Genomic DNA, 23,900 nt, shown 5'->3' with positions numbered 1-23,900 from the left:
CTTCAATATTGGAGGGGGCCGGGCAAGTCAACAAATACCACCGTCATCCCGGCTTTCGCCGGGATGACGATTTCAGGAGCGCCTTCAGCCCGCCCGCGCCAGCTTCCACTCCACCCGCAGCCCCGGCGACGCATCGGCCAGCGTCAGCGCGGACTCGTGCATCGTCGCCACCGCGTTCACCAGCGCCAGCCCGAGGCCGAAGCCCGGAACGGCTTCGGCCTCGGGCGCGCGGAAGAAGCGTTCGCCGGTCTTCGCGCGCAACTCGGAGGGGATGCCCGGGCCCGTGTCGGTCACGCTCACCACTACCGCGCCGCCGCGCGGCTCGGCGGCGAGCGTCACCCGGCCGCCTGCGGGGGTGAACTTGATCGCATTGTCGAGCAGATTGCTCACTGCCTGGAAGATCAGGTCGGTGTCGCCGCGCACGCTGAGCCCGGCGGCGATGTCCGTCTCGAGCCGCTGGTTGCGGCTCTCGGCGAGCGGGGCGTGATAATCGGCGGCGTCGATCAGCAGCTCGCTCAGGTCGACGCGGCGCATGTCGCCGCGGTGGCGGCCCGCCTCGATCCGCGAGATGCGCAGCACCGCATCGGCCATGCGCGCGACGCGGGCAGCTTCCTCGGCGGCATCCTCGGCGAGCTTGGGGATGCGCTCGGGCGGCGCGTCGTGGAGCTCGGCCAGCTCGGCCTGGAGCCGCGCGAGCGGGGTGCGCAGCTCGTGCGCGACGCTGTCCGACACGCGGCGCACCGATTCGAGCGATGCCTCGATCCGATCGAGCATGGCGTTGAGCGTGCGCGCGAGCTGGTTGAAGTCGTCGTCGCGCGCCCGCAGCGGCACGCGCTCGGAAAGGTCGCCCTCCATCACGCGCCGCGCGGTCTCGCTCATCACTTCGATGCGCTTGCCGATCGCGCGGCTGCTGAGCGCGCCGGCGCCGATCACCAGCAGCAGCAGCGCGGGCAGGCCATAGACCAGCGCCCGCCGCACCGCGCGTTCGATCCGGTCGAGATCCTCGACATCGCGCCCGACCAGCAAGCGCGCGCCGCCGGGCAACGGCTGGTCCAGCGACAGTGCCTCGTGATCGTCCTCGACGCCGTCGCGATAGACGTCCGCATCCAGCCGAAGCCATTGGTCGCGTGCCACGCGCGGCCAGCTCGGCAGGTTGGCGGTGACCACATGGCCCTGCGCGTCGGCGAGCATGTGATAGGCCTGGCGGCGCGACTTGGCGGCGGCGCGATGCTCGAGCGCCTGGCGCAGCGCATCGATGCCGTGCTCGTTGTAGAGCCGGGTCAGTTGCGCATGCTCGGCCATGATCGACTGCTGGACCTCGGCGGTCGGGCGGATGTGCGCCAGCCAGTAGAACAGGCCGAGCAGCACTGTCACCGCGGTCACGAACACGCCGAGCTGGATCAGCACGACGCGGAAGGAGAAGCTGCCGGTGAGCCGCATCATGCGCGTTTCAGCCGATAGCCGGCGCCGCGCACCGTCTCGATCAGGCTCTCGTCGAAGCCGCGCTCGATCTTCTGGCGGAGGCGGCTGACGTGCTGGTCGATGATGTTGGTCTGGGGATCGAAGTGATAGTCCCAGACATGCTCGAGCAGCATCGACCGGGTGACGACGCGGCCGGCATTGCGCGCCAGGTATTCGAGGATGCGGAACTCGCGCGCGGTGAGCTCGATCCGCTTGCCCCCGCGGCGCACGATCCGCGCGGCGATGTCGATCTCGAGCCCCCCGATCGCCATCGTCGAGGGCGGCGGCGGCGAGCCGCCGCGGCGGCTCAGCGCTTCGGCGCGCGCGACCAGCTCGGTCATCGCGAAGGGCTTGGCGAGATAGTCGTCGGCGCCGGCGCGCAGCCCCTTCACGCGCTCGTCGGTGTCGCCGAGCGCGCTCAGCACGAGCACGGGCGTGAGGTCGCCGGTCGCGCGGATCGTCCGGAGGATCGTCATCCCCTCGACGTGCGGCAGCATCCGGTCGAGGATGATGAGATCGAACTGGCCCGAGGCGGCGTCGATCAACCCCTCGCGACCGTCGCGCGCGCGCACGACGCTGTGGCCCGCCTCGGCCAGCCCCTTTTCGACGAAGCCGGCGACGCGGTCGTCATCCTCGATCAACAATATCTGCATGCCCCCGCTTCTGCCTCGCTCGGACCCGCTAAGTAATCGACCGGAGCGAAGATGGAGCGATCCAAATGTTCCTGCAATGTCATTGCAACCCTGGTTCCTCATAAGTGCAATGTGAGTGCAATCGATCGCGTCCATGGAGTGAATGGTGCGATTGGGGAGAGTTTCGATGGTAGGAAGCGTGCAGACAGGCCGCCACGAGGGTGACTCGGGCTATGGCCTTTGTGTCGGCGTGCTCCTCTGGGCGATGCGCCGTGCGCGCCGCCGGCAGGAAGCAGCGCAGCTTCGCGCGGGCGTGGTTCCGCTGGTCGCCGTGAAGGCGCGGCAGCTGCCGGGGCGCTGAGGCGCCTTCAACGATCGATCCATTGCTGGTCATGCCAGCCGCCGGGCGGGAGCGCACGGCGGCTTCGGTCGTTCCCTGCGCCGGAACTTTACCTTTCCGAAGTCATATAAAGATATCTTTATATTCCATTTGACCCGTCGCGCCCGAGGAGCTAGGGGCCGCGGCATGGCCGGGGGCGAGTTGCGCCCGCGGCGGACCCGCTCACACCTGGAGACTCTCTCGTGGCTACCGTGCTCGACACTGCCGATTATGTGGTCAAGGACCTTTCGCTCGCGGACTTCGGCCGCAAGGAGATCGAGATCGCCGAGACCGAGATGCCCGGCCTGATGGCGCTGCGCGACGAGTTCGGCGCGTCGAAGCCCCTGAAGGGCGCGCGCATCACCGGCTCGCTCCACATGACGATCCAGACCGCGGTGCTGATCGAGACGCTCGCCGAGCTCGGCGCCGAGATCCGCTGGGCCTCGTGCAACATCTTCTCGACCCAGGACCACGCCGCCGCCGCGATCGCCGCGCGCGGCATCCCGGTGTTCGCCGTCAAGGGCGAGACGCTGGAGGAGTATTGGGCCTATGTCGAGCGCATCTTCGACTGGGGCGACACGCCCTGCAACATGATCCTCGACGACGGCGGCGACGCCACGATGTTCGCGTTGTGGGGCGCGCGCGTCGAAGCAGGCGAGGCGCTGTTCACGCCCACCAACGAGGAAGAGGAGATCTTCGTCGCGACGCTGAAGAAGTTCCTCGCCGAGAAGCCGGGCTATCTCACCGCGACCGTCGCCGCGATCAAGGGCGTCTCGGAAGAGACCACCACCGGCGTCCACCGCCTCTACGAGCTCGCCAAGAAGGGCAAGCTTCCCTTCCCGGCGATCAACGTCAACGACAGCGTGACCAAGTCGAAGTTCGACAATCTCTACGGCTGCAAGGAATCGCTGGTCGACGCGATCCGCCGCGGCACCGACGTGATGCTGGCGGGCAAGGTCGCCGCGGTCGCCGGCTTCGGCGACGTCGGCAAGGGCTCGGCCGCGTCGCTGCGCAACGGCGGCGCGCGCGTGATCGTGACCGAGATCGACCCGATCTGCGCGCTGCAGGCGGCGATGGAAGGCTATGAGGTCGTGACGATGGAAGAGGCCGCCAAGCGCGCCGACATCTTCGTGACCGCCACGGGCAATGCCGACGTAATCACCGTCGAGCACATGCGTGAGATGAAGAACATGGCGATCGTGTGCAACATCGGCCATTTCGACAGCGAGATCCAGATCGCCGCGCTGCAGAACTACAAGTGGACCGAGATCAAGCCGCAGGTCGACGAGGTCGAGTTCCCCGACGGCAAGAAGATCATCGTCCTCTCGAAGGGCCGGCTGGTGAACCTGGGCAATGCGACCGGCCACCCCTCGTTCGTGATGTCCTCGTCGTTCACCAACCAGGTGCTCGCGCAGATCGAGCTGTGGACCAAGGCCGACGAGTACAAGAACGAAGTCTATGTCCTGCCCAAGCATCTCGACGAGAAGGTCGCGGCGCTCCATCTCGAGAAGCTGGGCGTGAAGCTGTCGAAGCTCACCCAGAAGCAGGCGGACTATATCGGCGTGCCCGTGGAAGGGCCGTTCAAGCCGGATCACTACCGCTACTGAGTTCGGCCTCGCCGAAGTTCGAAAGGCCGCGTTCCTGCGAGGGAGCGCGGCCTTTTCGTTTGCTCCCCAACCGACGACGACCGAATTGCGCGGAAATGGGAGCACCTAGGGAAACACCGCCCCCTGTTTCCGCCCATGCCCGGTCTCGCGGTCGTATTCGACATCATGCCGGCGGATATCCTCCAGCACGCGCTGGCCCGCCGCATTCGCAACATCGCAGCTCCCCGCCTCGAGCGTCGCGCGCAGCCGGCCGGCCTGGTCCCAGGCGAAGCGGACATGGCCCGACTCATGCGTACGCAGCGCCGCCATGTAGCGGTTCCAGCGTGCCGTGACGCTCCCCGCGCGCTTCGGATCGTCGACCAAGTGCGGCAGCCGCACCGTGCCGCTAAAGGTCACTTCGGCCGCGCATCCGCCATCGGGCCGCCACTGGAGCCGCCAGCGATAGTTCCAATGCGCCACCGAATCGACCGGCGTGCCGTCGTTCGGATCGGCCGGGCGCTTGGCGTCCATGTCCTTGCGGATCGCCGCGGGGCTGGTGCCGGCGACCTCGTAGGCACCGATGTCGAGGTTGGGGATCCCGCCGAAGGGATCGGGCGAGGATTGCGCCGCAGCGAGCAGCAACAGCAGCGCGAGACCGGCCGACAGACGAACTGGACACATGGGCGAGTCCCCCGAAGCTCCGAGGTTGGCTCGCACGCCCCGCGGCACAGCGCAACCGCGGTCCCGCCGTTGCACAAAGGACGCAGTGCGAAATGATATTGCGAATCGTATGTTGACACGAGTGAGTTGGAAACGCTGAATGGCAGCACGGAACACGTCCTTCCGGGCAGGGAAGGGTGCTTCGACCAACTTAGGGGATATGATGATGCGCAATATTATACGGCCCTGGGTCGCCCGGAGTTTCGCCGGTGCCTCGCTCGCCGCACTCGCGCTCGCCAGCGCAATGCCCGCGCAGGCGCAGGACACGCCCGTCGAACCCGCCGCCCAGGGCGACGCCAGCGTCGCCACCGAGACGACACCCGAGGACGAGGGCGCGATCGTCGTCACCGGTTCGCGCATCCGCCGCGCGAACTTCGACACGGTCGAGCCGTCGGTGGTGCTCTCCTCGGACGATATCGAACGGCGCGGCTTCACCACGCTCGGCCAGGCGCTCAACGAGCTGCCGGCGTTCGGCGTCCCCGGTTCCTCGCCGGTCGGCGGTGGGCAATCGCCGTTCGGGCCGGGGCAGAGCTTCGTCAACTTCCTCGGCCTCGGCGACCAGCGCACGCTGACGCTGGTGAACAGCAACCGCTTCGTCAGCTCGAACACCTCGTCGCTGTTCGGCCCCACCGGCGCAGGCAGCCAGGTCGACCTCAACCTCATCCCCACCGAGCTGATCGACCGCGTCGAGACCATCGCCGTGGGAGGCGCGCCGATCTACGGCTCGGACGCGGTCGCGGGCACGATCAACGTCATCCTGAAGCGCAACTTCAAGGGCCTGACGATCGACGCGCAATACGGGATTTCGGACCAGGGCGACTATCCCGACTATCGCTTCCGGCTGCTTGCCGGCACCGACTTCGCGGGCGGGCGCGGCAACGTCACGATCGCGGCGGAGTACAACAAGTCCGCCGGCCTGATCTACACCGACCGGGCGGCCACCGCGCGCGGCCTGTTCTACGGCAGCCCGAACGACCTCAACTCGCCGTTCCTCAACCAGCGCTATGACCATGAGCGCGTCGGGATCGTCTCGAAATACGGCATCCCGCTCACCTCGGACTTCTTCCCGCTCGATCCCTCGCCGGTGGCGACGCCGGCCTATTATGCCGATCTCTTCGGACTCGATCTCGCGAATCCCGGCGACGCGGCCTATGCCCAGTTCCTCAGCACCCAATATCCCAGCCAGAACGCGCTCTATTGCGGTGGCTTCGGTCAATGCGGCAACTTCACCGACGCGCAGGGCAAGGCGCTGCAGTTCGACAAGTCGGGCAATCTCGTGCCCATCGACTTCGGCAAGCGCCCGGGCAACCCGCTCGAGCTCGCCTTCTTCACTTCGGGCGGCAGCGGGCTCGACTTCGCCGAGCTCACCAACCTCGTCACCCCGGTCGAGCGCTACAGCGGTGTCGCGCTGCTCAACTACGACCTGACCGACGGCATCCACTTCAGCGGCGAGGCGTGGCTGACGCATTCGGAGGGCGAGAACCTCGTCGACCAGCCGGTCTATAATTCCAAGGCGTTCGGCGACGCCGGCCAGCCCGGCGGCAACATGATCCTCAGCGTCGACAACCCGTTCCTGAGCGTCCAGGCGCGATCGATCATCCAGGCGCAGGCGACCGGGGGCACCTTCTACCTCGCGCGCGCCAACACCGACATCTCGACGCGCGAGGCGAGCGGCGGGGTCGACGTCTACCGCTTCGTCGGCGGGCTCGACGGCGATTTCGAGGTCGGCGCGCGCAAGTGGAACTGGTCGGTGACCGGCAACTACGGCCGATCGCTCACCAAGGGGCACAACCCCGAGATCATCGAGCAGAACTTCAACAATGCGATCGACGCAGTGCGCGACGGCAACGGCAACATCGTCTGCCGCCCGGGCTACACCAGCTCGCCGTTCCCGACGGTCAACACGAGCTGCGCGCCGCTCAATCCCTTCGGCCAGAACGTCAGCCAGGCGGCGCGCGACTATGTCACTGCCTATTCGGACCCGCGCTCGCTCAACCAGCAGATGGTGTTCACCGCGGCGGTCACCGGATCCTTGTTCGACCTGCCGGGCGGCGAGCTGGGCATCGCCGCGGGCTATGAGCATCGCTGGGAGAAGTTCGACTTCGACCCCGGCGCGCTGCTCCGCGGGCCGGGCGACATCGACCCGACCGTGGACAGCGACGGCGACGGCAACCCCGCCAACGACCATGACAGCTACACCCGCGACGCCGCGGTGGAGCCGGTGGTCGGCAGCTTCAACACCGACGAATTCTTCGCCGAGGTGCGCGCGCCGGTGGTCTCGCCGTCGAACGGCGTGCCGTTCGTCCACCTGCTCGAGCTGCAGGGCGCGTTCCGCTGGGTCGACCATTCGGTCGCGGGCGGCGACCCGACCTGGACGATCGGCGGCCGCTGGGCGCCGGTGAGCGACATCACCTTCCGCGGCAACTTCACTCGCTCGATCCGCAGCCCGGCGGTGACCGAGATCGCAGTGCCGCGCAGCGCCGCCTTCTTCTTCGCGGTCGACCCCTGCGATGCCGACGAGCTCACCAACGGCCCCGATCCGACGACGCGGCAGAAGAATTGCGCCGCCGCCGGCATCCCGGGCACCTTCCAGTCGCGCTCGAACCAGGCGAGCTTCCCGGGCGTCACGATCGGCAACGACCATCTCGAGAACGAGAAGGCGCGTGCCTGGTCGGTCGGGGCGGTGCTCAAGCCGCGCTTCGTGCCCGGCCTGACGCTGTCGGCGGACTATATCGACATCCACCTGCAGAACGCGATCAGCTTCTTCGGCTCCAACGCCGTGCTCGCGAGCTGCTATGACTCGCCCAACTATCCCAACAACGAATTCTGTTCGAGCTTCACGCGCAGCACCACGCCGGGGACGAGCTTCAACCAGCTCACCTTCGTGAAGACCTCCTTCTTCAACGCCGACCGGCTCGACTACCAGGGCGTGCTCGGCGACCTCGAATATCTCGCGCGCACGCCCTTCCTCGGCGCCGACAGCCAGGTCGGGCTGAAGGTCTCGGCGCAATATCTCAAGAAGCTCGAACAGGCCTCGGGAGCGGGCGCCGCGACCCAGCTCAAGAAGGACATCGGCTATCCGGTGTGGTCGGCGAACACGACCGTCTCCTACGCCAACAGCGGCTTCCTCGCGCAGATGACCGCGGTCTACACCAGCTCGGTCTATGTCGACGCCAATGCCGCGTCGAACGCCTATCCCGATCCGCTGATCAAGCAGAACGTCTTCTTCAACCTCGGCCTCTCCTGGGAAGTCGACAAGCGCTTCACGCTGCGCTTCGCGGTCGACAATGTGTTCGACAAGGGCTTCCCGAGCCCGGGCAACGGCAATGGCGGCACGGTGACCTACTTCCCCGCGGTGCTGGGACGCTATTTCCGCGTGCTGACCGCGGTGCACTTCTGACCGGCACCCCTTGCCGGTCCGGCGGGGCGCTCTCCGCGGCGCCCCGCCGGCTTTGTCGCCGGAGCGGGCAATGAACGACACGGCGATCAACCCGCGGCTCTCGGTTTCGCCGGGGATCTCGCGCTGGCTGGTGGCGGAGCGACTGTCGGTAGCTTTCACCTCGTACCAGACCGGGCGGCTGCTGCTGATGGGGGTGGGGCCCGATGGGCGGCTCTCGTTCAACAAGCAGAACTACACGCGGGCGATGGGGCTGCACTACGATCGCGGCGTCCTCCACCTCGCCGCGGTCTCGCAGGTCTGGCGGCTCGAGAACGGCCTGATGCCGGGCGAATACGCCCATGGCCTCTACGACGCGATGTTCGTGCCGCGCGCCGCGATGCAGACCGGCTATCTCGACGCGCACGACCTCGCGGTCGACCGGACGGGGCGCGTGGTGTTCGTCAACACGCGCTTCTCGTGCCTCGCGACGCTCGACGAGCGTTTCGCCTTCAGACCCGTCTGGAAGCCCCGCTGCATCTCGGCGCTGATGCCCGAGGATCGCTGCCACCTGAACGGGCTGGCGATGGCGGACGGCGCCCCGCGCTACGCCACGCTCGTCGCGCCGCTCGACACCGCCGAGGCGTGGCGCGAAGCGCCCAAGGACCAGGGCCAGCTGATCGACGTGACCACCGACGCAGTGATCGCCGAGGGGCTCTGGATGCCGCACAGCCCGCGCATCCACCAGGGCGCGGTCTGGCTGCTCGATTCCGGCCGCGGCTGGCTGGTCCGCGTCGATCCGGCGAGCGGCGCGCGCGAGGATGTGGTGTTCTGCCCCGGTTTCTCACGCGGCCTGGCGCTTCACGGCGACCATGCGGTGATCGCGCTTTCGCAGGCGCGGCATGGCGATTTCGGTAGCCTGCCGCTCCAGGCAGAGCTCGAAGCGCGCGGCGAGTCGGCGTGGTGCGGGCTGGTGGTGGTGAGCCTCCCCGAGCGCCGCATCATCGAGCATGTCCGTATCGAGCAGGGCTTCACCGAGCTCTACGACGTCGCGCTGCTGCCCGGCGTGCGCAATCCGATGTCGGTCGGTCCGTCGACCGACGAGATGCTCCGGATGGTCCGCTTCGCGCCCGACTTCGCCCCGATCGATCCGTCTCAGGCGTAGCCCAGGATTGCGCGCAGGCCCGGCGCCGCATAGTCGACCAGCCGCTTCTGCGTGTCGGGAAGCGCATCCGGGAACTGGAGCGACAGGCCGGTGAGGTTCTCTCGCGCCGTCCCGCTCTGCTTCCGATCCGATCCGATCGCCACCCGCTCGCGCCAATCTGCGGGCATGGCGATGCCGCAGGCGTCGAGCAAGGTGGCGAAGAAATATTCGGCGGGGCGGCCGTCGAGCGCCTTCAGATGGCCGACGAGCTCCTCGTAGCGGACGAGATGGACGCCGGTGCCGAGCCACGCCACGGCATTGTTGGTGAAGATGTCCACCATCGGCGGGGCCTTCTGGTAGATACCGAAGATCATCAGGTTGAGCAGTTCCTCGACGCTGAGCGAGCCTTCCTTCAGCCGCTCGACATTGCCCTGGAACTCGTCGGACAGGAAGAAGCGGCCGCGCGCGAGCACCCAGGAATAGGGGTCGCGCACGAGCAGGATCTTGCGCACGCCGGCCATCTCCATCGCCGAATCATCGGCGAAGAACAGGTGGCCCCAGCTCATCTTGGGCGACCCCTTGTCGAACGCCGCGAGATGCCTGCCGAGATGCGCCCATTGGATGAACTGCGCGTGATATTGCTGCTCGACCGGCACGAACATCCGCAGGATGTTGCGGAGCAGGTGGCTGCCGCACTTGGGCACGCTGTTGAGGAAGACGGGCTCGCGCAGCGGCGCCTGTTCGAACCGGAGATTCTCTTCGTTCAGCGTGTCCGGGATCATCCGAATGACGGGCATGGGCTTCCTTGAAAAAAGAACCGGCAGCACGGGCGCGCTGCCGGTTTGGCGTCAAACCCCTTTTGCTGCAAGGCGGGGCTTCCTCGCGGAAGCCCCGGACCTCGTCGTCAGAACTTGGCCTTGACGGTCACGAAGCCGCGCCGGCCGATCAGGTCGTATTGCGAGGAGAACACGCTCTGGCCGAAGGTGCTGATCTCGCCATTGCCGTAGACGGAGACCCGCGGCGGCTTGGTGTTGAACAGGTTGGTCACGCCCAGCGTGATGTTCAGGTTCGCCAGCTCCTTGGTGATCGAGAGGCTGTGGTAATAGACCGGGCTGACCCGCAGCTTCTCGCAATAGCCGCTCGGGAACAGCGCGCTGGTGAGGCAGGTCGCGCCGTTGTCCTGGATGAAGGCGTCGACGTCGGACGTGCCGCCGATGACGTTCAGGCCATAGTAGAAGGACCAGGTTCCCTTGGTCCACAGCAGGTTGAACCCGCCCGTCCAGATCGGCTCGCCCGCGCGTCCGTTGAAGTCCTCCAACGTGCCCGCGTAGAGCGCCTTGGTGTCCTTCATCTGCCAGGTCATCTCGGCCGTGAACTCGGCCCGGCCCCAGCTACCCAGGTCCTGCGCGACGTTCGCGGTGACGTCGACGCCTTCGTTCTCCTGCTCGTTCACGTTGATGAAGCTGTCGTGCACCACCGAGATGGCATTCACCGGCGCCGTCGTCTGGCGCGTGAACAGGCTGCATAGCGGGTCCGTGGCGAAGAAGTTCGAATTATAGCAGCCGAACACGATGTTCGCGGCACCGAGCTGGCTGATTTCGCCCTTCACCCGGATGTCGAAATAATCGACCGCGAGATTGATCCGCGTCCCCGGCAGGAAGTCGAAGCGCGGCGTCAGGATGAGGCTCACGCTCTTCGCGGTGGAAGTCTCGGCCTTCACCACGCCCAGGCCGCCGCCCGACAGGACGGTGGCGGTCGCCGCGCCGCCCGGATAGGTCGGTCCGATGCCGTCCGACGCGCAATTGTCCGCCACCAGCTGCGAGATCGTGCCCGCCGCGAGCGCCGTGCCATAGTTGATGCACGGATCGATCGAGCGCTGGCCGATGAAGCTCGACTGGTTGGCGAGGAACTGCTCGAACAGCGCCGGAGCGCGGTAGGAAGTGCCATAGGTCCCGCGGAAGCGGAGCCAGTCGTTGACCTGCCAGTTCGCACCGACCTTGTAGGTCCAGTTGCCGTTGTCGCTGGCCTTCGCGCCGTCCGACTTGCGGGTAGCGGTGTAGTTGGTCAGTCGCGCCGAGCCCGAGACCGTGAACTGCTGGACGAACGGCGTGTTGTAGATCAGCGGCACGTCCAGCTCGGCGAACACCTCCTTCGTGACCGCGTTGCCTGCCGTGATGCCCGACGAGGTATTGCCCCAGCTGTTGTTGATGTAGGAATCGGGGTCGTTCGGATCCTCGCCGTAGATCAGCGCATAGGTGATGTCGCCGGGGCGGTCGTAGATCGAGTCGCGGCGCACCGTGATGCCGCCGGCCACGCCGAGATCGCCCGCGGGCAGGGTGATCACGCTGCCCGTGACCGATAATTCGCCGTTCAACTGGCTGTAATCGGTGTGCCCCGTCTCGACGCCGAACAGATAATCGCGCTGGGCCTGGGTGAATTCGCCGGCGAGGAATGCCGGGTCGGTCCAGTTCATGTCCACGCAGGGCGCGTGGCGCACGGCGCTGAATTCACCGGTGCAGAAGTCGGTGCGGAACGTCTGCTGGTCGACCGAATCCTTGTAGATCTGGTCGTTCGTGTAGCTGCCCTTCGACTTGCTGTACTGGACATAGCCGTCCCAGGTCCAACCATTGAGGAACGATCCGAAGTCGCCGCGCAAGCCGCCGACCGCGCGCCAATAATCGACGCGCTGGCTCGAATCGGCATGGTCGGTGATCGGCGTCGGGCTGAGGATATAGGCACCGGTGATGTTGGTGATCCGCGGATCGCCGAACCCGCCGCCGTCGAAGTTGCCGGTGTAGGTGTAGTTCCAGAACTGGCGGAAACCGTTCTGATACGTCTCGCGGCGGTTCCACAACCCTTCGACATAGGCTTCGACATGTTCGCCCAGATGGACCGAGGCGTCGCCGTAGAAGGTCAGGCGCTTCGTCTGCGGGATCACCGTCGCCGCGCCGTACATCGGGTTCTTGTAGAGATGGTCGATCGCGCCCGATGCCGGGCTGTAGCCCATGCCGTAGAAGCCCGGCGCGTTCAGCTGCCAGGGGTTGGTGGCGACGATACCCGGCACGTAGTTGCCGAGATTCTCGCCGGGATAGGAATAGCCGATGCGGCCGATGCGGCGGCCGTTCGTGCCGATCGTGTTCGAGTCGACCCCGTAGAGGTAGGAATAGTCGTAGAGATAGACCTGGCCCCAGCTGAGCTGCGCGCAGCGCTGGCTGTTCGTGCGCGGATCGACCAGGTCGATCCGGCTGCCGCTCTTGTCGAAGATATAGTCTTCGGGGCAATCGAGATATTTGCGCTGCCCCTGCGCAAGCTCGGTCTGCTTGTAATAGTCGGCGGCGATCATGACGTGGCCGCCCAGCGAGCCGCCCCATTCGGTGCCCCAGGCCCCGCTCATGCGGAACTGGTCGGCGCCGCCGTCCTGCGACACGTTGGCCGTCGCCGAAAGCTCGAGGCCCTCGGTATGCGTCTTGGTCAGGATGTTGACCACGCCCGCCACCGCGTCCGAACCATAGACCGACGAGGCGCCGTCCTTTTCGATCTGCACCTGCTGGATGATCGACTGTGGCAGCACGTTGAGGTCGAATGCTGACACTGCGCCGCGCGTGCCGGCCGGGCCGGCGCGGCGGCTGTTGAGCAGCACCAGCGTGCGGTTGGCACCCAGGCCGCGCAGCGAGATGGTGGAGGCGCCGGGACCGCCGTCGGTCACGAAGTTCGACGAGATCGCGCTCGTCACCTGTGCCGAGCCGGAAGCGATCGGGCTGGCCTGGATCATCTCGGCAGTGTCGATCACGCCGCGCTTCTCGGCGATCTCGGGATCGATCACCGCGATCGGCGACGGACTGTTGAACGTGCTCGTCTTGATGCGGGAACCGGTAACGACGATCGCCTTGCCCTCGGCTTCCTCGGGCTGGGTCTCGGGCAGTTCGACACGCTGCGTGTCCGGGCTGGCGCTTTGTTCGGCCGTATCCTGTGCCATCGCGGGTTGCGCGAACGCGGCAAAACCAATCACCACCACCGATCGAAGCGCGGTGGCGCCAAGAAGTGACATTTTACGCATGGTCGTCCCCTTTTTCGCCCATATGCGGAGGGGATGCTGAACGAGGTTTCGCGCCCGCTCAAGAGACGATCGCGTGAAAATGTCGCGTTGCAGCAACAGTTATTGATAAAAATTGTAACGTTGGCGTTATTACGCGCACATTCGTGCAATCGGGCAATTTTCTGGACACAAACTGGAAACGTTTGCCGCTCGTTTCCGGCGTGTGACCGCCCGCCGTGGAGACTCGCGCCGTATCCGGCATGTGGGAGGAAGCGGCGCCCGCGACGGTGGGAGGGGGTGGCCGCCCGTCGCGAGCGGCGCACGATGGGCGCGCCTTCGAGGCTTCTCGCGGGCTTGCGCGAGCGGCGGGCGCTAGATGCCCTGTCGGCCGGAGGACCAGCGACGAAATGCGGCAAATGGCCGCCGCGCCGAAGTTGCGACGCTTGCGTAGCGATTCGCACGAGCCACGCCCGATGCAGCATCCAGATGACGGTTCGGCGCAAAAATTGCGACATTTATGCCACAACTGGCGAGGAACCGTACGTTCGGGGCGCCTTGTTCGGGCCTTCCAGGCCGCTGGAAACACGCCAGTAAAACCGGAAACATCGCAGTAAAATCGGCGTGAAGGAGCTTCCAAATCAGGCGCCCGAAATTCGAGGGCGCATGCATTTGAACAACAATTGGGGGTTCCCGTTGGCCAACGTTTTCCGACAGAAGCTTCTCGCATCCACGCTGCTCGCCGGCTCGATGCTTGTCGCCACCGCCGCCGCCGCGCAGGACGCGCCGGCCGATAACAACCAGTCCGTCGAACTCCCGAGCACGGACTCGACCGAAGCCGACGATGCACCCATCATCGTCACCGGTTCGCGCATCCACCGCGACAATTTCACCACGCCGTCGCCGGTGAACGTCTACACGCGCGATGACCGCGTGCTTGCCGGCTCGCGCACCACCGCGGAAATTCTCCAGAGCCCGGCCGTGACGTCGGGTACGTCGCAGATCAACGGCTCGTTCCTCGGCTATGTGTCCGAAGGCGGCGCGGCCGCGAGCACCGTCGGCCTGCGCGGCCTCAGCTCGTCGCGCACCCTGGTGCTGCTCAACGGTCGCCGTCTCGCCCCGGCCGGCGTCGGTCCGCAGCTCGTCTCGGCCGACCTCAACACGCTGCCGACGGCGATGGTCCAGCGGATCGAAGTGCTGCGCGAGGGCGCCTCGTCGGTCTATGGCTCGGACGCGATCGCGGGCGTGGTCAACGTGATCACCGACGACAAGGTCAACGGCCTCACCTTCGACGCCTTCACCGACCAGCCGATCGAGCATGGCGGCGGCGGCCGCAGCTATCGCCTGTCGGCGACGGGCGGCAAGGTGTTCGACCGCGGCCACATCACCGCGTCGTTCGAATATCGCCAGCAGACCGGCCTGCGCGTCGGCGACCGCAAGGAATTCTCCTGCCCGCGCGACCTGTACTTCGATCCCACCACCGGTGCGGAAGTCGGCCAGCACGACCCGGTCACCGGCCAGCTGATGTGCTTCCCGTACACCACCAACGGCGGCTCGGGCATCGCGAGCGGCTACGGCATCGCGCAGAGCTTCTATCCGCAGCCTGCGAGCCGCATCACCTACAACAACGGCGATATCAACCAGATCAAGGCCGTGAATGGCCTCGACCGCACTTCGGCCAGCCCGACGCAGCTCCAGGATCACCTCCTGTCGCCGGTCAAGACCTACACCGGCTATGTCAACGGCGCCTATGAGCTGGGCATGCTGGGCGACGCCGAGATCTACGGCGAAGGCCTGTTCACCCGTCGTGAATCGCATCAGGACGGTACCTATCAGCTGAACCTGAGCGGCGGCGGCCTGTCGCCGAACAACGAGATCTACGGCGGTGACTATTACGGCACGCCGCTCTCGGTTTACGGCTTCCCGACCAGCCCCTTCTACCCGAACGCGGTCGCCGCAGCGGGCTATCAGGTCTTTACGCCCTTCGTCGTGCCCGACCGCACGACGCGCAGCAGCCAGCGGATCGATTTCGTCCGCGCCAACGGCGGCCTGCGCGGCAGCCTGGGCCTGGGCGACTGGCATTATGACGCGAACTTCCAATATTCGCTCACCAAGTCGCGGTACGAGCTCGAGCTGATCGACGTTTCCCGCCTCAACAATGCGCTGCAGACGATCGAGGCGCCGGCGGGCACGCCCGACAACCTCGTGACCGTGGCGCTTCCGGGCCAGGCCGGTGCGGGCGGGCGCTATACGTGCGCTTCGAACTACAGCGGCGGTACGCTGGTCTCGGGCGCGAGCTGCGTTCCGCTGAACCTCTACGATCCGGCGATCATGTTGGGCGGGCACATCCCGAGCAACGTCTTCGACTATCTGTTCGTGGACAATGTCGGCCACACCACCTTCCGCCAGCAGACCTTCTCGCTGAACCTCGACGGCACGCTGTTTAACCTGCCGGCGGGTCCGGTGCGGGCGGCGGTGGGCTTCGAGCACCGCTACGACTTCATCAACGACGTCCCGTCCGAGGCGGCGCAGAACGGCACGCTGTACAACTACAGCTCGGCCGGGATCACCACGGGCAGCGACATCGTCAACGAAGTCTATGGCGAGCTCAACATCCCGATCGTCAAGGAAAAGCCGTTCTTCTACGACCTCGAGCTGGACGGCTCGGTGCGTTACACCCACTACCGCTCCTATGGTTCGGACACGACCTACCATCTGAACGCGCAATGGGCGCCGGCCGAGTTCATCCGCTTCCGCGGCAACTACGGCACGTCTTTCCGCGCGCCGAACCTCTATGAGCAGTATGTCGCGGACCAGACGGGCTTCTACGGCTCGGCGGTCGATCCTTGCGCCAATGTGGGAACGCTCGACCATAGCTCGACTGTTTATAAGAACTGCATCACGGAGCTGACTCCGATCCTCGGAACGGACAATCCGTTGACGCCTCAGATCGAGGGTGCGCAGGGCTTCATCGCGACGGCGGGCCCGCAGGTCACCACGCGCGGCGGCGCCGGCAACCTCAAGGCCGAGCATTCGACCTCCTGGGGCGTCGGCGGCGTGCTGACGCTGCCGAAGACGATCGCCGACTTCTCGTTCGCGGTGGACTATTATCATATCAAGGTGAAGGACGAGGTCTCGGTGCTCGGGAACCTGATCCTCGACCGCTGCTATGAAGCCGACGACTTCGGTCCGAACAATCCGTACTGCGCCCTGATCGCTCCGCGCCTTCCCGCCTCGGATCCGCAGAAGGGCAATCTGTCGTCGTTCCTGAACCCGTACCTCAACGTCGCCCAGCAGGGCGTTTCGGGCATCGACTTCGACCTGCGCTACAGCACGCCGCTGTTCGGCGGCAAGTTCCGCCTGGCGGCGCAGGCCACGCGCATGCTGCACCAGACCTTCCAGCTGTTCGCGACCGATCCGGTCAACGACTATAACGGCACGCTGGGCGTTCAGGGGGCCGGCTCGGGTCCGAAGTGGGTCGGCGACGTCGACCTGCGCTACACGCTGCCTTCGAACAACGTGACCGTCCGCTGGGGGATCAAGTACGTCGGTCCGCAGAATTCGGGCGATGGCGAAACGGTGGCGGCGCCGCTGGTCGGCAACGTGCTCACCGACCTGCATGCGGAACCCTATTGGGAGCATGGCGTGTCGATCCAGTTCCGCTGGGCGGATGTCGGCCAGATCACGATGGGCGCCAACAACCTGTTCAACGCGCTGCCGCCGACGCTGAGCTCCTACCCGACTTCGGGCGGACAGTTCACGCGCGTGGGCAACTACTATAATTCGAGCAACTACGACCTGCTCGGGCGCACGCTGTTCATCAACGTCACGCGTTCGTTCTGATCGGAACGACTTCGGGCCGCCGTTCGCGGCGGTCCGGGGGACTTGGGGCGGAGCGCGAGCTCCGCCCGTTTCTTTTTCGGGCGCCGCGGGTTCCTTTCCAGGACGGCTCGCCTGTATCCTTGGCCCCGCTCGCAACGCGGCGAGCGGAAGCTCGTGACCGGAGAATGAAATGGTGTCGATTGCCGGCGATGCGGAGACGGTGCTGCACGCCATCGCCGCCCTGCTCGACACCGATGCGGGCGAGGCCGTCGCGCGCGCGAGCGGGTTCGTGGGGAAGAATCCGGAATCGATCGCCGCGCGGCGCCTGATGGCGCGCGGGTTGCGGCACCAGGGGAGGATCGCCGAAGCCGAGATCGTAGAGCTCCAGGCCGTCGCCGTCGGGCTGGGCCGTCCCGCCGTCGCCGGAGCCGAGTCCGCGCTGGCGGAGGATCGGCTGGAGGATGCCGAGCAGCTGATCCGTCCCTATCTGCGCGAGAATCCCGAGGATGCCGGCGCCGCGCTGATCCTGGGCACCGTCGCCGAACGTTGCGAAGCGTTTCGCGAGGCCGAGAATCTCTATCGCCGTGCGGTGCTGCTCGTTCCCGCCTATGCCGAGGCGCGCGTGGCGCTCGCCAAGCTGTTCAACACGCAGGGCCGCCACGACGAAGCGCTCGAAATGCTCGACGCGGCGCTCTCGCGCGATCCGTCGCACCTCACTGCGCTGACCCACAAGGCGGCGCTGTTGGTCAAGCTGCGACGGCTCGACGATGCCGGCGTCGTCTATCGCCAAATGCTTCACGCGCATCCGCGCGAAGCCCGCGGCTGGATGCACTACGGCTTTCTGCTCAAGACCGTGGGCCAGCGCGACGAAGCGATCCGCGCCTATCGCAAATCGGTGGCGATCGAGCCGCAGAATGGCGTGGCCTGGTTCGGCATGTCGAATCTCAAGACGCTGAAGTTCGAGCCCGACGAGATCGCGCGGATGCGCGAGGTGATCGAGCGCGATGGCCTGAGCGACGAGGATCGGATCCATCTGCACTTCGCGCTCGGCAAGGCGCTGGGCGATGACGGCGAGCATGCCGAGGCCTTTCGTCACATCGAGCTGGGCAGCGCGATCCGCAGCGCGGGGGCGCCGCACGATCCCGAGCGCGTCCATGCGAACGTGCTCAAGGTCGAGAAGGTCTTCACGCCCGACTTCCTTGCCGCCCGCGCGGGCGCCGGATCGCCCGCGCGCGACCCGATCTTCGTGGTGAGCATGCCGCGTTCCGGCTCGACCCTGGTCGAGCAGATCCTCGGCAGCCACCCGCTGATCGAGGGCACCGAGGAACTGCACGACATCGAGCGGATTGCCGCCGAGCTTGCGCCCGGCACGCCGCCCGGCGGCTATCTCGATGCGATCGGCGCGCTGACGCCCGCGCAGCTTCGCGAGCGCGGCGACCATTATATCGAGGCGACGCGCCGCCATCGCCACACCGATCGGCCCTATTTCACCGACAAGATGCCGAGCAACTGGGTGTTCGCCGGGCTGATCCACCTGATCCTGCCCAACGCCAAGATCGTCGACGTGCGCCGCCACCCGCTCGGCTGCGGCTTCGCGAACTTCGCCCAACACTATAATTGGGGCCTAAATTTCTCATATGATCTCAATCATATAGGCAGATTTTACGCTGACTATGTGCGGCAGATGGCGCATTTCGACCGGGTGCTGCCCGGCCGCGTTCACCGCGTGATCTATGAGGATCTGGTCGAGGATCCCGAGCAGGAGGTCCGCCGCCTGCTCGACTATCTCGAACTGCCGTTCGACGAGGCCTGCCTGCGCTTCCACGAGAACAAGCGCGCGGTCCATACGCCGAGCTCCGAGCAGGTCCGCCAGCCGATCAACCGCGACGGCATGGACCGCTGGCGCGCGTACGAGCCCTGGCTCGACCCGCTCAAGCGGGCGCTCGGCCCGGTACTGGCCGACTATCCCCGCGCGCCCGATCGCTGGGACGATTGAGGAAAGCGCGGCCGCGCGGCTTCCCGTGCGCGACCTGATTGCCTAAGGGACGGTCATGCGTACCCGCCGTTCCGAAGGAGCGCCCGCTTGATCGAGATTTCCGCATCGGCGGCGGCGATTGCCGGCGCGGTGACGGCGCTGCTCGTGATCGGCGCGACCTGGGCGCTGTTCGCGGGGCTGCGCGCGCGAATCGCGGCGCGCGAGACGAGCGACGACAATGCCCGGCTCGAGGCGCTGCTCGCCGCTGCGCCCGCGCAGGCGATGCTGGTGCGCGGCGACGGCACGATCCAGGCGACGCGGCGAATCGCCGATTGGCTGGGGCTCGAGACGATCCCGCGCGACCTTTCCGAGCTGACCGGTGACGAGAGCAGCGCCGGCGGGCTGGTGGAGGACGACGCCGCGACGCTCAACGCGCGGATCACCGCGGCGCAGAAGGCCGGCCGGCCCTTCGCCATCTCGGTCCGTGCCAAGGGCTCCGAGCGCGCGCTGCTGGTGGTGGGCGACCGTGCTCCGCCCGAGACTCGGTTGCCCGGCGCGGTGCAGCTCTGGTTCCTGGACGCGACCGAGAGCCGTGACGAGATCAGCCGGCTCCAGCGCGAATCCTCGCGGCTGCGCGCGGCGTTCGACGCGCTGACCGCGCTGATCGAGGCCGCGCCGATGCCGATGTGGTATCGTGGGCCCGACCTCAAGCTGCTGATGGTCAACACCGCCTATGTCCGCGCGGTCGAAGGCAAGGACGCCGAGGACGTCGTCGAGCGCGGGCTCGAGCTGGTCGAAGGCGCGGGGCTGGGCGGGCCGCTCGCCAATGCCGCGATCGCGCGCGACACGCAGGAGCCGCAGACCGCCGCGATGCCCGCCACGATCGGCGGCAAGCGGCGCACGCTCAAGCTCCACGACATGCCGCTGCCCACCGGCGGCGTCGCGGGCTTTGCGATCGACGTCGAGGAGCTCGAGCAGGCGCGCGCGGGACTGAAGCGCTTCGCCGAGGCGCAGCGCGCGATGCTCGACCGGCTCTCCGCCGGCGTGGCGCAATTCGCGAGCGATCGCGGGCTCGTCTTCGCCAACCAGCCGTTTCGCCGCATGTTCTCGATGAAGAACGAATGGCTCGCCGACCGCCCCGAGTTCGACCGCGTGCTCGAGCGGATGCGCGAGGCCAACCGCTTGCCCGACGTGCGCGACTTCCCGGCCTGGAAGGTCGAGCGGCGCGAATGGTTCGTCTCGCCCGAGCCGGTCGAGGAAACCTGGGTGTTGAAGGGCACCCACCTCCGTGTCGTCGCCCAGCCATTGCCCGAGGGCGGGCTGATGCTGATCTTCGAGGACCGCACCCAGCAGCTCGAATTGCAGCGCGAGCATGGCGAGATGCAACTCGTCCAGACCGCGACGCTGCAGAGCCTGTCCGAAGCGGTGGCGGTGTTCGGCAAGGGGCGGCTCCAGCTGTGGAACCGCAAGTTCCAGAGCACCTGGGGGTTCGAGGACGAATTCCTCGGCGAGCATCCCCAGGTCGCGACGCTGGCGCGCGAGGCCGGGCGCAAGCTGTCGCGGCCCGATCAGGCCGAAGTGCTCAAGGCGCTGGTCCGCTCGGCGGGGCAGGAGCGCCAGCAGCGCGGCAGCACCTTGCAGTTCGCCGACGGGCGGCATTACGACCTCGCCGCGGTACCGTTGCCGGACGGCAATGCGCTGCTGACGATGCTCGACACCACCGATCGCCAGCGTGTCGAGCGTGCGCTCAGGGACCGCAACGACGCGCTCGAGGCGGCGGATCGGGTCAAGACCTCGTTCGTGGCGAACATGAGCTATGAGCTGCGCACCCCGCTCACCACGATCAAGGGCTTCGCCGAGATGCTGGGCGGCGGCTTCGCCGGGCCGTTGAGCGAGGGCGGGCAGGAATATACGCATGCGATCCTCGTCGCGGTCGAGCGGCTCGGGGCGCTGATCGACGACGTGCTCGACCTGACCCAGAACGAAGGCGCGCCGCTTGAGCGCGAGCGGGTCGATCTCGAGCTGTCGGCACATGCCGCGGCCGAAGTGGTGCGGCCGCTGGCGAAGGAGAAGTCGATCGATCTCGCGGTCGAGGTGCAGGGAAGCGCAGGGACGATGACCGGCGATCCCGCGCGGATCCGCCAACTCGTCGAGCATCTGCTGCGCAACGCGATCTCGGGCACGCCGCAGCATGGCCGCGTGCTGCTCCACCTCGACGGCAACAAGAAGATCGCACGGATCATCGTCTCGGACGATGGGCCGGGTCTCCAGCCGGACCAGGTCGCGACGGCGTTCGACCGGTTCGCCCAGCACGAGATCGCCCGCGGCGGCGAGCGCGCGCTGGGGCTGGGCCTGCCGCTCGCCAAGCAGTTCGCCGAGGCGCATGGCGGCACGATCCGCATGGTCTCGGAACCGGGGCAGGGGACGATGGTCACCGTCGAGTTGCCACGCGGATGATCCTGCCCGACCTCGGCTCGACGCTGGCGCTCGGCGCGCGGCTCGCGGCAGTCGCGCGGCCGGGAGATGCGATCCTGCTCTCGGGGCCGCTCGGCGCAGGCAAGACCAGCATCGCGCGCGGGCTGCTCGCGGCGCTGGGGCTGGAGGAAGAGGCACCGTCGCCGAGCTTCGCGATCGTCCAGCCTTATGACCCGCCCGAGGTCGCCTTTCCGGTGCTCCACGTCGATCTCTACCGGATCGACGATCCCGCCGAGATCGACGAGCTCGGGCTCGACGAGGCGCGGAGCGATTCGCTGCTGGTCGTCGAATGGCCCGAGCGCGCGGGCGAAGGCGCCTGGCCCGACGCGCTTCGTCTCACTCTGGGGCCGTCCGAAGATGGGGCCGAAGGCGGCCGCGCCTTGACAGCCGAAGTGCCGCCGGGCTGGAAGGACCGATGGCCGTCTTCGACATGAACCCGCCGCCGTCCGCTCCGGATTTCCTTGCCGCCAACGGCTGGGGAGGGGCGGAGATCGTGCCGCTTGCGGGGGACGCCTCGTTCCGCCGCTATTTCCGCGTCTTCGCCGAAGGGCGCCAAGCGGTGCTGATGGACGCGCCGCCGCCGCACGAGGACCCGCGCCCCTTCCTCGACATCGCGCGCTGGCTCACCGACCGCGGCTTCGCGGCGCCGCGCATCTACGGCGAGGATTTGGGCCAGGGGCTCGTGCTGCTCGAGGACTTCGGCGACGCCCGCCTCAAGGAGACCGCCGAAGCCGCGCCCGAGAGCGAGCTTCGGCTCTACACCAGCGCGATCGACCTGCTCGTCGAGCTCCACAAGCACGAGGCGGCGCCGGTCGATCCCTATGACCGGGCGGTCTACCAGCGCGAGGCGGCGCTGTTCACGGAATGGTATTGCCCCGCGGTGGGCCTCGACGTCGATGTCGAGGGCTATGCCGCGGCCTGGGACGCGGCGCTGGCGCCGCTCCAGGCGAGTCACGCGCCGGTCACGGTGCTGCGCGACTATCATGCCGAGAACATCATGCTGATCGAAGGCAGCGAGACCTTGGGCCTGCTCGACTTCCAGGACGCGCTGGCGGGGCATCCCGCCTACGACCTCGTCTCGCTGCTGCAGGACGCGCGGCGCGACGTCGACTCCGCGCTCGAGACCGCCATGCTCGACCGCTACAAGCGGATCACCGGCGCGGGTGACGCCTTCGACGTCGCCTATCACGTGCTCGGCGGCCAGCGGAACGCCAAGATCATCGGCATCTTCACGCGGCTGTGGAAGCGCGACGGCAAGCCGCGCTACGCCGGGCTCTGCCCGCTCGTCTGGACCTATCTCGAGCGCGACCTCGCGCATCCCGCGCTCAGGCCGGTGGCGGACTGGTTCGCCGCCAATGTTCCCGCCGAACTTCGCGGCGACCCGATGGTGGTGACCGAGTGAACGCCCATAATCCCGCCGCTTCGCGCACGCTCTCGCTGCGCCCGCATCCAGAGGCGGAGGTGCCCGAGACCGCGATGGTGATGGCCGCCGGCCTCGGCAAAAGGATGCGCCCGCTCACCGCGACGCGACCCAAGCCGCTGGTCGAAGTCGCGGGCAAGCCGTTGATCGACCATGTCTTCGATCGCCTCCGCGCCGCGGGGGTGAAGCGCGCGGTCGTCAACGTCCATTACCTCGCCGACGCGATGGAAGCGCATCTGCGCAACCGGGTGAAGGACATCGAGATCGTCATCTCCGACGAGCGCAGGCAGCTGATGGAGACGGGCGGCGGGCTGGTGCAGGCGCGCGAGCTGATCGGCGACAAGCCGTTCCTCTGCGTCAACAGCGACAATCTCTGGGTCGACGGGCCGGTCGATGCGATCCGCCAGCTCGCGGCGCTATGGGACGATGCGCGGATGGACGTGCTCCAGCTGGTCGTGCCGCTTGCGCGGGCGAACAACCATGGCGGCAAGGGCGACTGGCGGATCGACGCGCACGGTCGCGTGACCGAGCACCGCAAGCCCGGGCGGCTGGCGCCCTTCGTGAATACGGGCGTGCAGATCCTGTCGCCGCGGGTGATCGAGGCGTGGCCCGAGGGGCCCTTCTCGACGATGCTCTTCTGGCAGCGCGCGATCGCCGCGGGGCGGATGTGGGGCGTGGTCCACCAGGGGCTGTGGTTCGACGTCGGCACCCCGATGGCGATCGGCGCGACCGAGGCGAGCCTGAGCGAGATGTAGTCCCATCAGCCGTCATCCCGGCGAAAGCCGGGACCCAGGGCCGCAGAGGACATCGCTCGTGGCCCTGGGTCCCGGCTTTCGCCGGGATGACGGATGGAGTGGATGGTTCTAGGGTCTCCCCC

The 23,900-nt window shown here is 67.1% G+C and carries 15 protein-coding genes; 10 read left to right on the top strand and 5 right to left on the bottom strand.

The window, feature by feature from the left end:
* Window positions 1–84: 84 nt before the first annotated feature.
* Window positions 85–1,443 carry a HAMP domain-containing sensor histidine kinase gene (locus J7495_RS08220; protein ID WP_294055992.1) on the bottom strand — a complete coding sequence of 453 codons (1,359 nt, stop codon included), beginning with the start codon at window positions 1,441–1,443 and terminating at the stop codon, window positions 85–87.
* Window positions 1,440–2,114, bottom strand: coding sequence for a response regulator transcription factor (locus J7495_RS08215; RefSeq protein WP_294055991.1), 675 nt, complete (start codon window positions 2,112–2,114; stop codon window positions 1,440–1,442). Before J7495_RS08215 ends, J7495_RS08220 begins: the two co-directional genes overlap by 4 nt.
* Window positions 2,115–2,280: 166 nt before the next feature.
* On the opposite strand from J7495_RS08215, the gene J7495_RS08210 reads away from it, so the two are divergent.
* Both J7495_RS08210 and ahcY read left to right on the top strand, forming a co-directional pair.
* Window positions 2,281–2,454 (top strand): hypothetical protein, encoded by a 174-nt coding sequence (locus tag J7495_RS08210; RefSeq protein WP_294055990.1) that lies wholly within the window; start codon window positions 2,281–2,283, stop codon window positions 2,452–2,454.
* A gap of 221 nt (window positions 2,455–2,675) precedes the next feature.
* On the top strand, window positions 2,676–4,079 hold the full coding sequence (gene ahcY, locus J7495_RS08205) for an adenosylhomocysteinase (protein ID WP_294055989.1): 1,404 nt from the start codon (window positions 2,676–2,678) through the stop codon (window positions 4,077–4,079).
* A gap of 105 nt (window positions 4,080–4,184) precedes the next feature.
* On the opposite strand, the gene J7495_RS08200 is transcribed toward ahcY, so the two are convergent.
* Entirely contained in the window at window positions 4,185–4,739 is a 555-nt protein-coding gene (locus tag J7495_RS08200; protein WP_294055988.1) for a DUF922 domain-containing protein, read from the bottom strand.
* A 205-nt stretch (window positions 4,740–4,944) separates the two neighbouring features.
* Between J7495_RS08200 and J7495_RS08195 the strand changes: the two genes are divergently transcribed.
* Together J7495_RS08195 and J7495_RS08190 are read left to right on the top strand one after the other, a co-directional pair.
* Window positions 4,945–8,178 carry a TonB-dependent receptor gene (locus J7495_RS08195; RefSeq protein WP_294055987.1) on the top strand — a complete coding sequence of 1,078 codons (3,234 nt, stop codon included), beginning with the start codon at window positions 4,945–4,947 and terminating at the stop codon, window positions 8,176–8,178.
* A gap of 70 nt (window positions 8,179–8,248) precedes the next feature.
* Complete coding sequence (locus tag J7495_RS08190) at window positions 8,249–9,319, top strand: TIGR03032 family protein (RefSeq protein WP_294055986.1); 1,071 nt, start codon at window positions 8,249–8,251, stop codon at window positions 9,317–9,319.
* Here the strand turns inward: J7495_RS08190 and J7495_RS08185 are convergent.
* Both J7495_RS08185 and J7495_RS08180 read right to left on the bottom strand, forming a co-directional pair.
* Window positions 9,310–10,095: a hypothetical protein gene (locus J7495_RS08185; RefSeq protein ID WP_294055985.1), complete on the bottom strand. Its 786-nt coding sequence runs from the start codon at window positions 10,093–10,095 to the stop codon at window positions 9,310–9,312. The two genes, J7495_RS08190 and J7495_RS08185, sit on opposite strands and share 10 nt — an antisense overlap.
* A 107-nt stretch (window positions 10,096–10,202) precedes the next feature.
* Complete coding sequence (locus J7495_RS08180; RefSeq protein WP_294055984.1) at window positions 10,203–13,274, bottom strand: TonB-dependent receptor; 3,072 nt, start codon at window positions 13,272–13,274, stop codon at window positions 10,203–10,205.
* Window positions 13,275–14,027: 753 nt separating this feature from the next.
* Here J7495_RS08180 and J7495_RS08175 point away from each other — a divergent pair.
* The 6 genes from J7495_RS08175 to J7495_RS08150 all read left to right on the top strand — a co-directional run bounded on the left by J7495_RS08175 (window position 14,028) and on the right by J7495_RS08150 (window position 23,778).
* Entirely contained in the window at window positions 14,028–17,174 is a 3,147-nt protein-coding gene (locus tag J7495_RS08175; RefSeq protein WP_294055983.1) for a TonB-dependent receptor, read from the top strand.
* A gap of 169 nt (window positions 17,175–17,343) precedes the next feature.
* The gene (locus tag J7495_RS08170; protein WP_294055982.1) at window positions 17,344–19,149 is read left to right on the top strand and encodes a tetratricopeptide repeat-containing sulfotransferase family protein; all 1,806 of its coding nucleotides are present in this window, start codon (window positions 17,344–17,346) and stop codon (window positions 19,147–19,149) included.
* 87 nt (window positions 19,150–19,236) lie between these two features.
* On the top strand, window positions 19,237–21,585 hold the full coding sequence (locus J7495_RS08165; RefSeq protein WP_294055981.1) for a PAS domain-containing sensor histidine kinase: 2,349 nt from the start codon (window positions 19,237–19,239) through the stop codon (window positions 21,583–21,585).
* The gene (tsaE, locus tag J7495_RS08160; protein WP_294055980.1) at window positions 21,582–22,037 is read left to right on the top strand and encodes a tRNA (adenosine(37)-N6)-threonylcarbamoyltransferase complex ATPase subunit type 1 TsaE; all 456 of its coding nucleotides are present in this window, start codon (window positions 21,582–21,584) and stop codon (window positions 22,035–22,037) included. The genes J7495_RS08165 and tsaE overlap by 4 nt, the downstream gene beginning before the upstream one ends.
* Entirely contained in the window at window positions 22,034–23,005 is a 972-nt protein-coding gene (locus J7495_RS08155) for a phosphotransferase (protein ID WP_294056070.1), read from the top strand. Before tsaE ends, J7495_RS08155 begins: the two co-directional genes overlap by 4 nt.
* A gap of 74 nt (window positions 23,006–23,079) precedes the next feature.
* Window positions 23,080–23,778: a nucleotidyltransferase family protein gene (locus J7495_RS08150; RefSeq protein WP_294056069.1), complete on the top strand. Its 699-nt coding sequence runs from the start codon at window positions 23,080–23,082 to the stop codon at window positions 23,776–23,778.
* Window positions 23,779–23,900: the final 122 nt, after the last annotated feature.

The sequence above is a fragment of the Sphingomonas sp. genome, from assembly GCF_017745215.1.
Classification (GTDB): Bacteria; Pseudomonadota; Alphaproteobacteria; order Sphingomonadales; family Sphingomonadaceae; genus Sphingomonas.
Note: the sequence above shows the minus strand (reverse complement) of the source record. Positions and strands in the feature narration are given on the sequence as shown.

What these genes read in the sequence shown, in the direction of transcription:
- J7495_RS08180 (WP_294055984.1), bottom strand. Translation starts at nt 13,274, where the DNA reads ATGGCACAGGATACGGCCGAACAAAGCGCCAGCCCGGACACGCAGCGT.
- J7495_RS08155 (WP_294056070.1), top strand. Translation starts at nt 22,034, where the DNA reads ATGAACCCGCCGCCGTCCGCTCCGGATTTCCTTGCCGCCAACGGCTGG.
- J7495_RS08170 (WP_294055982.1), top strand. Translation starts at nt 17,344, where the DNA reads ATGGTGTCGATTGCCGGCGATGCGGAGACGGTGCTGCACGCCATCGCC.
- J7495_RS08210 (WP_294055990.1), top strand. Translation starts at nt 2,281, where the DNA reads ATGGTAGGAAGCGTGCAGACAGGCCGCCACGAGGGTGACTCGGGCTAT.
- J7495_RS08185 (WP_294055985.1), bottom strand. Translation starts at nt 10,095, where the DNA reads ATGCCCGTCATTCGGATGATCCCGGACACGCTGAACGAAGAGAATCTC.
- J7495_RS08190 (WP_294055986.1), top strand. Translation starts at nt 8,249, where the DNA reads ATGAACGACACGGCGATCAACCCGCGGCTCTCGGTTTCGCCGGGGATC.
- J7495_RS08195 (WP_294055987.1), top strand. Translation starts at nt 4,945, where the DNA reads ATGCGCAATATTATACGGCCCTGGGTCGCCCGGAGTTTCGCCGGTGCC.
- J7495_RS08200 (WP_294055988.1), bottom strand. Translation starts at nt 4,739, where the DNA reads ATGTGTCCAGTTCGTCTGTCGGCCGGTCTCGCGCTGCTGTTGCTGCTC.
- tsaE (WP_294055980.1), top strand. Translation starts at nt 21,582, where the DNA reads ATGATCCTGCCCGACCTCGGCTCGACGCTGGCGCTCGGCGCGCGGCTC.
- J7495_RS08215 (WP_294055991.1), bottom strand. Translation starts at nt 2,114, where the DNA reads ATGCAGATATTGTTGATCGAGGATGACGACCGCGTCGCCGGCTTCGTC.
- J7495_RS08220 (WP_294055992.1), bottom strand. Translation starts at nt 1,443, where the DNA reads ATGATGCGGCTCACCGGCAGCTTCTCCTTCCGCGTCGTGCTGATCCAG.
- J7495_RS08150 (WP_294056069.1), top strand. Translation starts at nt 23,080, where the DNA reads ATGGTGATGGCCGCCGGCCTCGGCAAAAGGATGCGCCCGCTCACCGCG.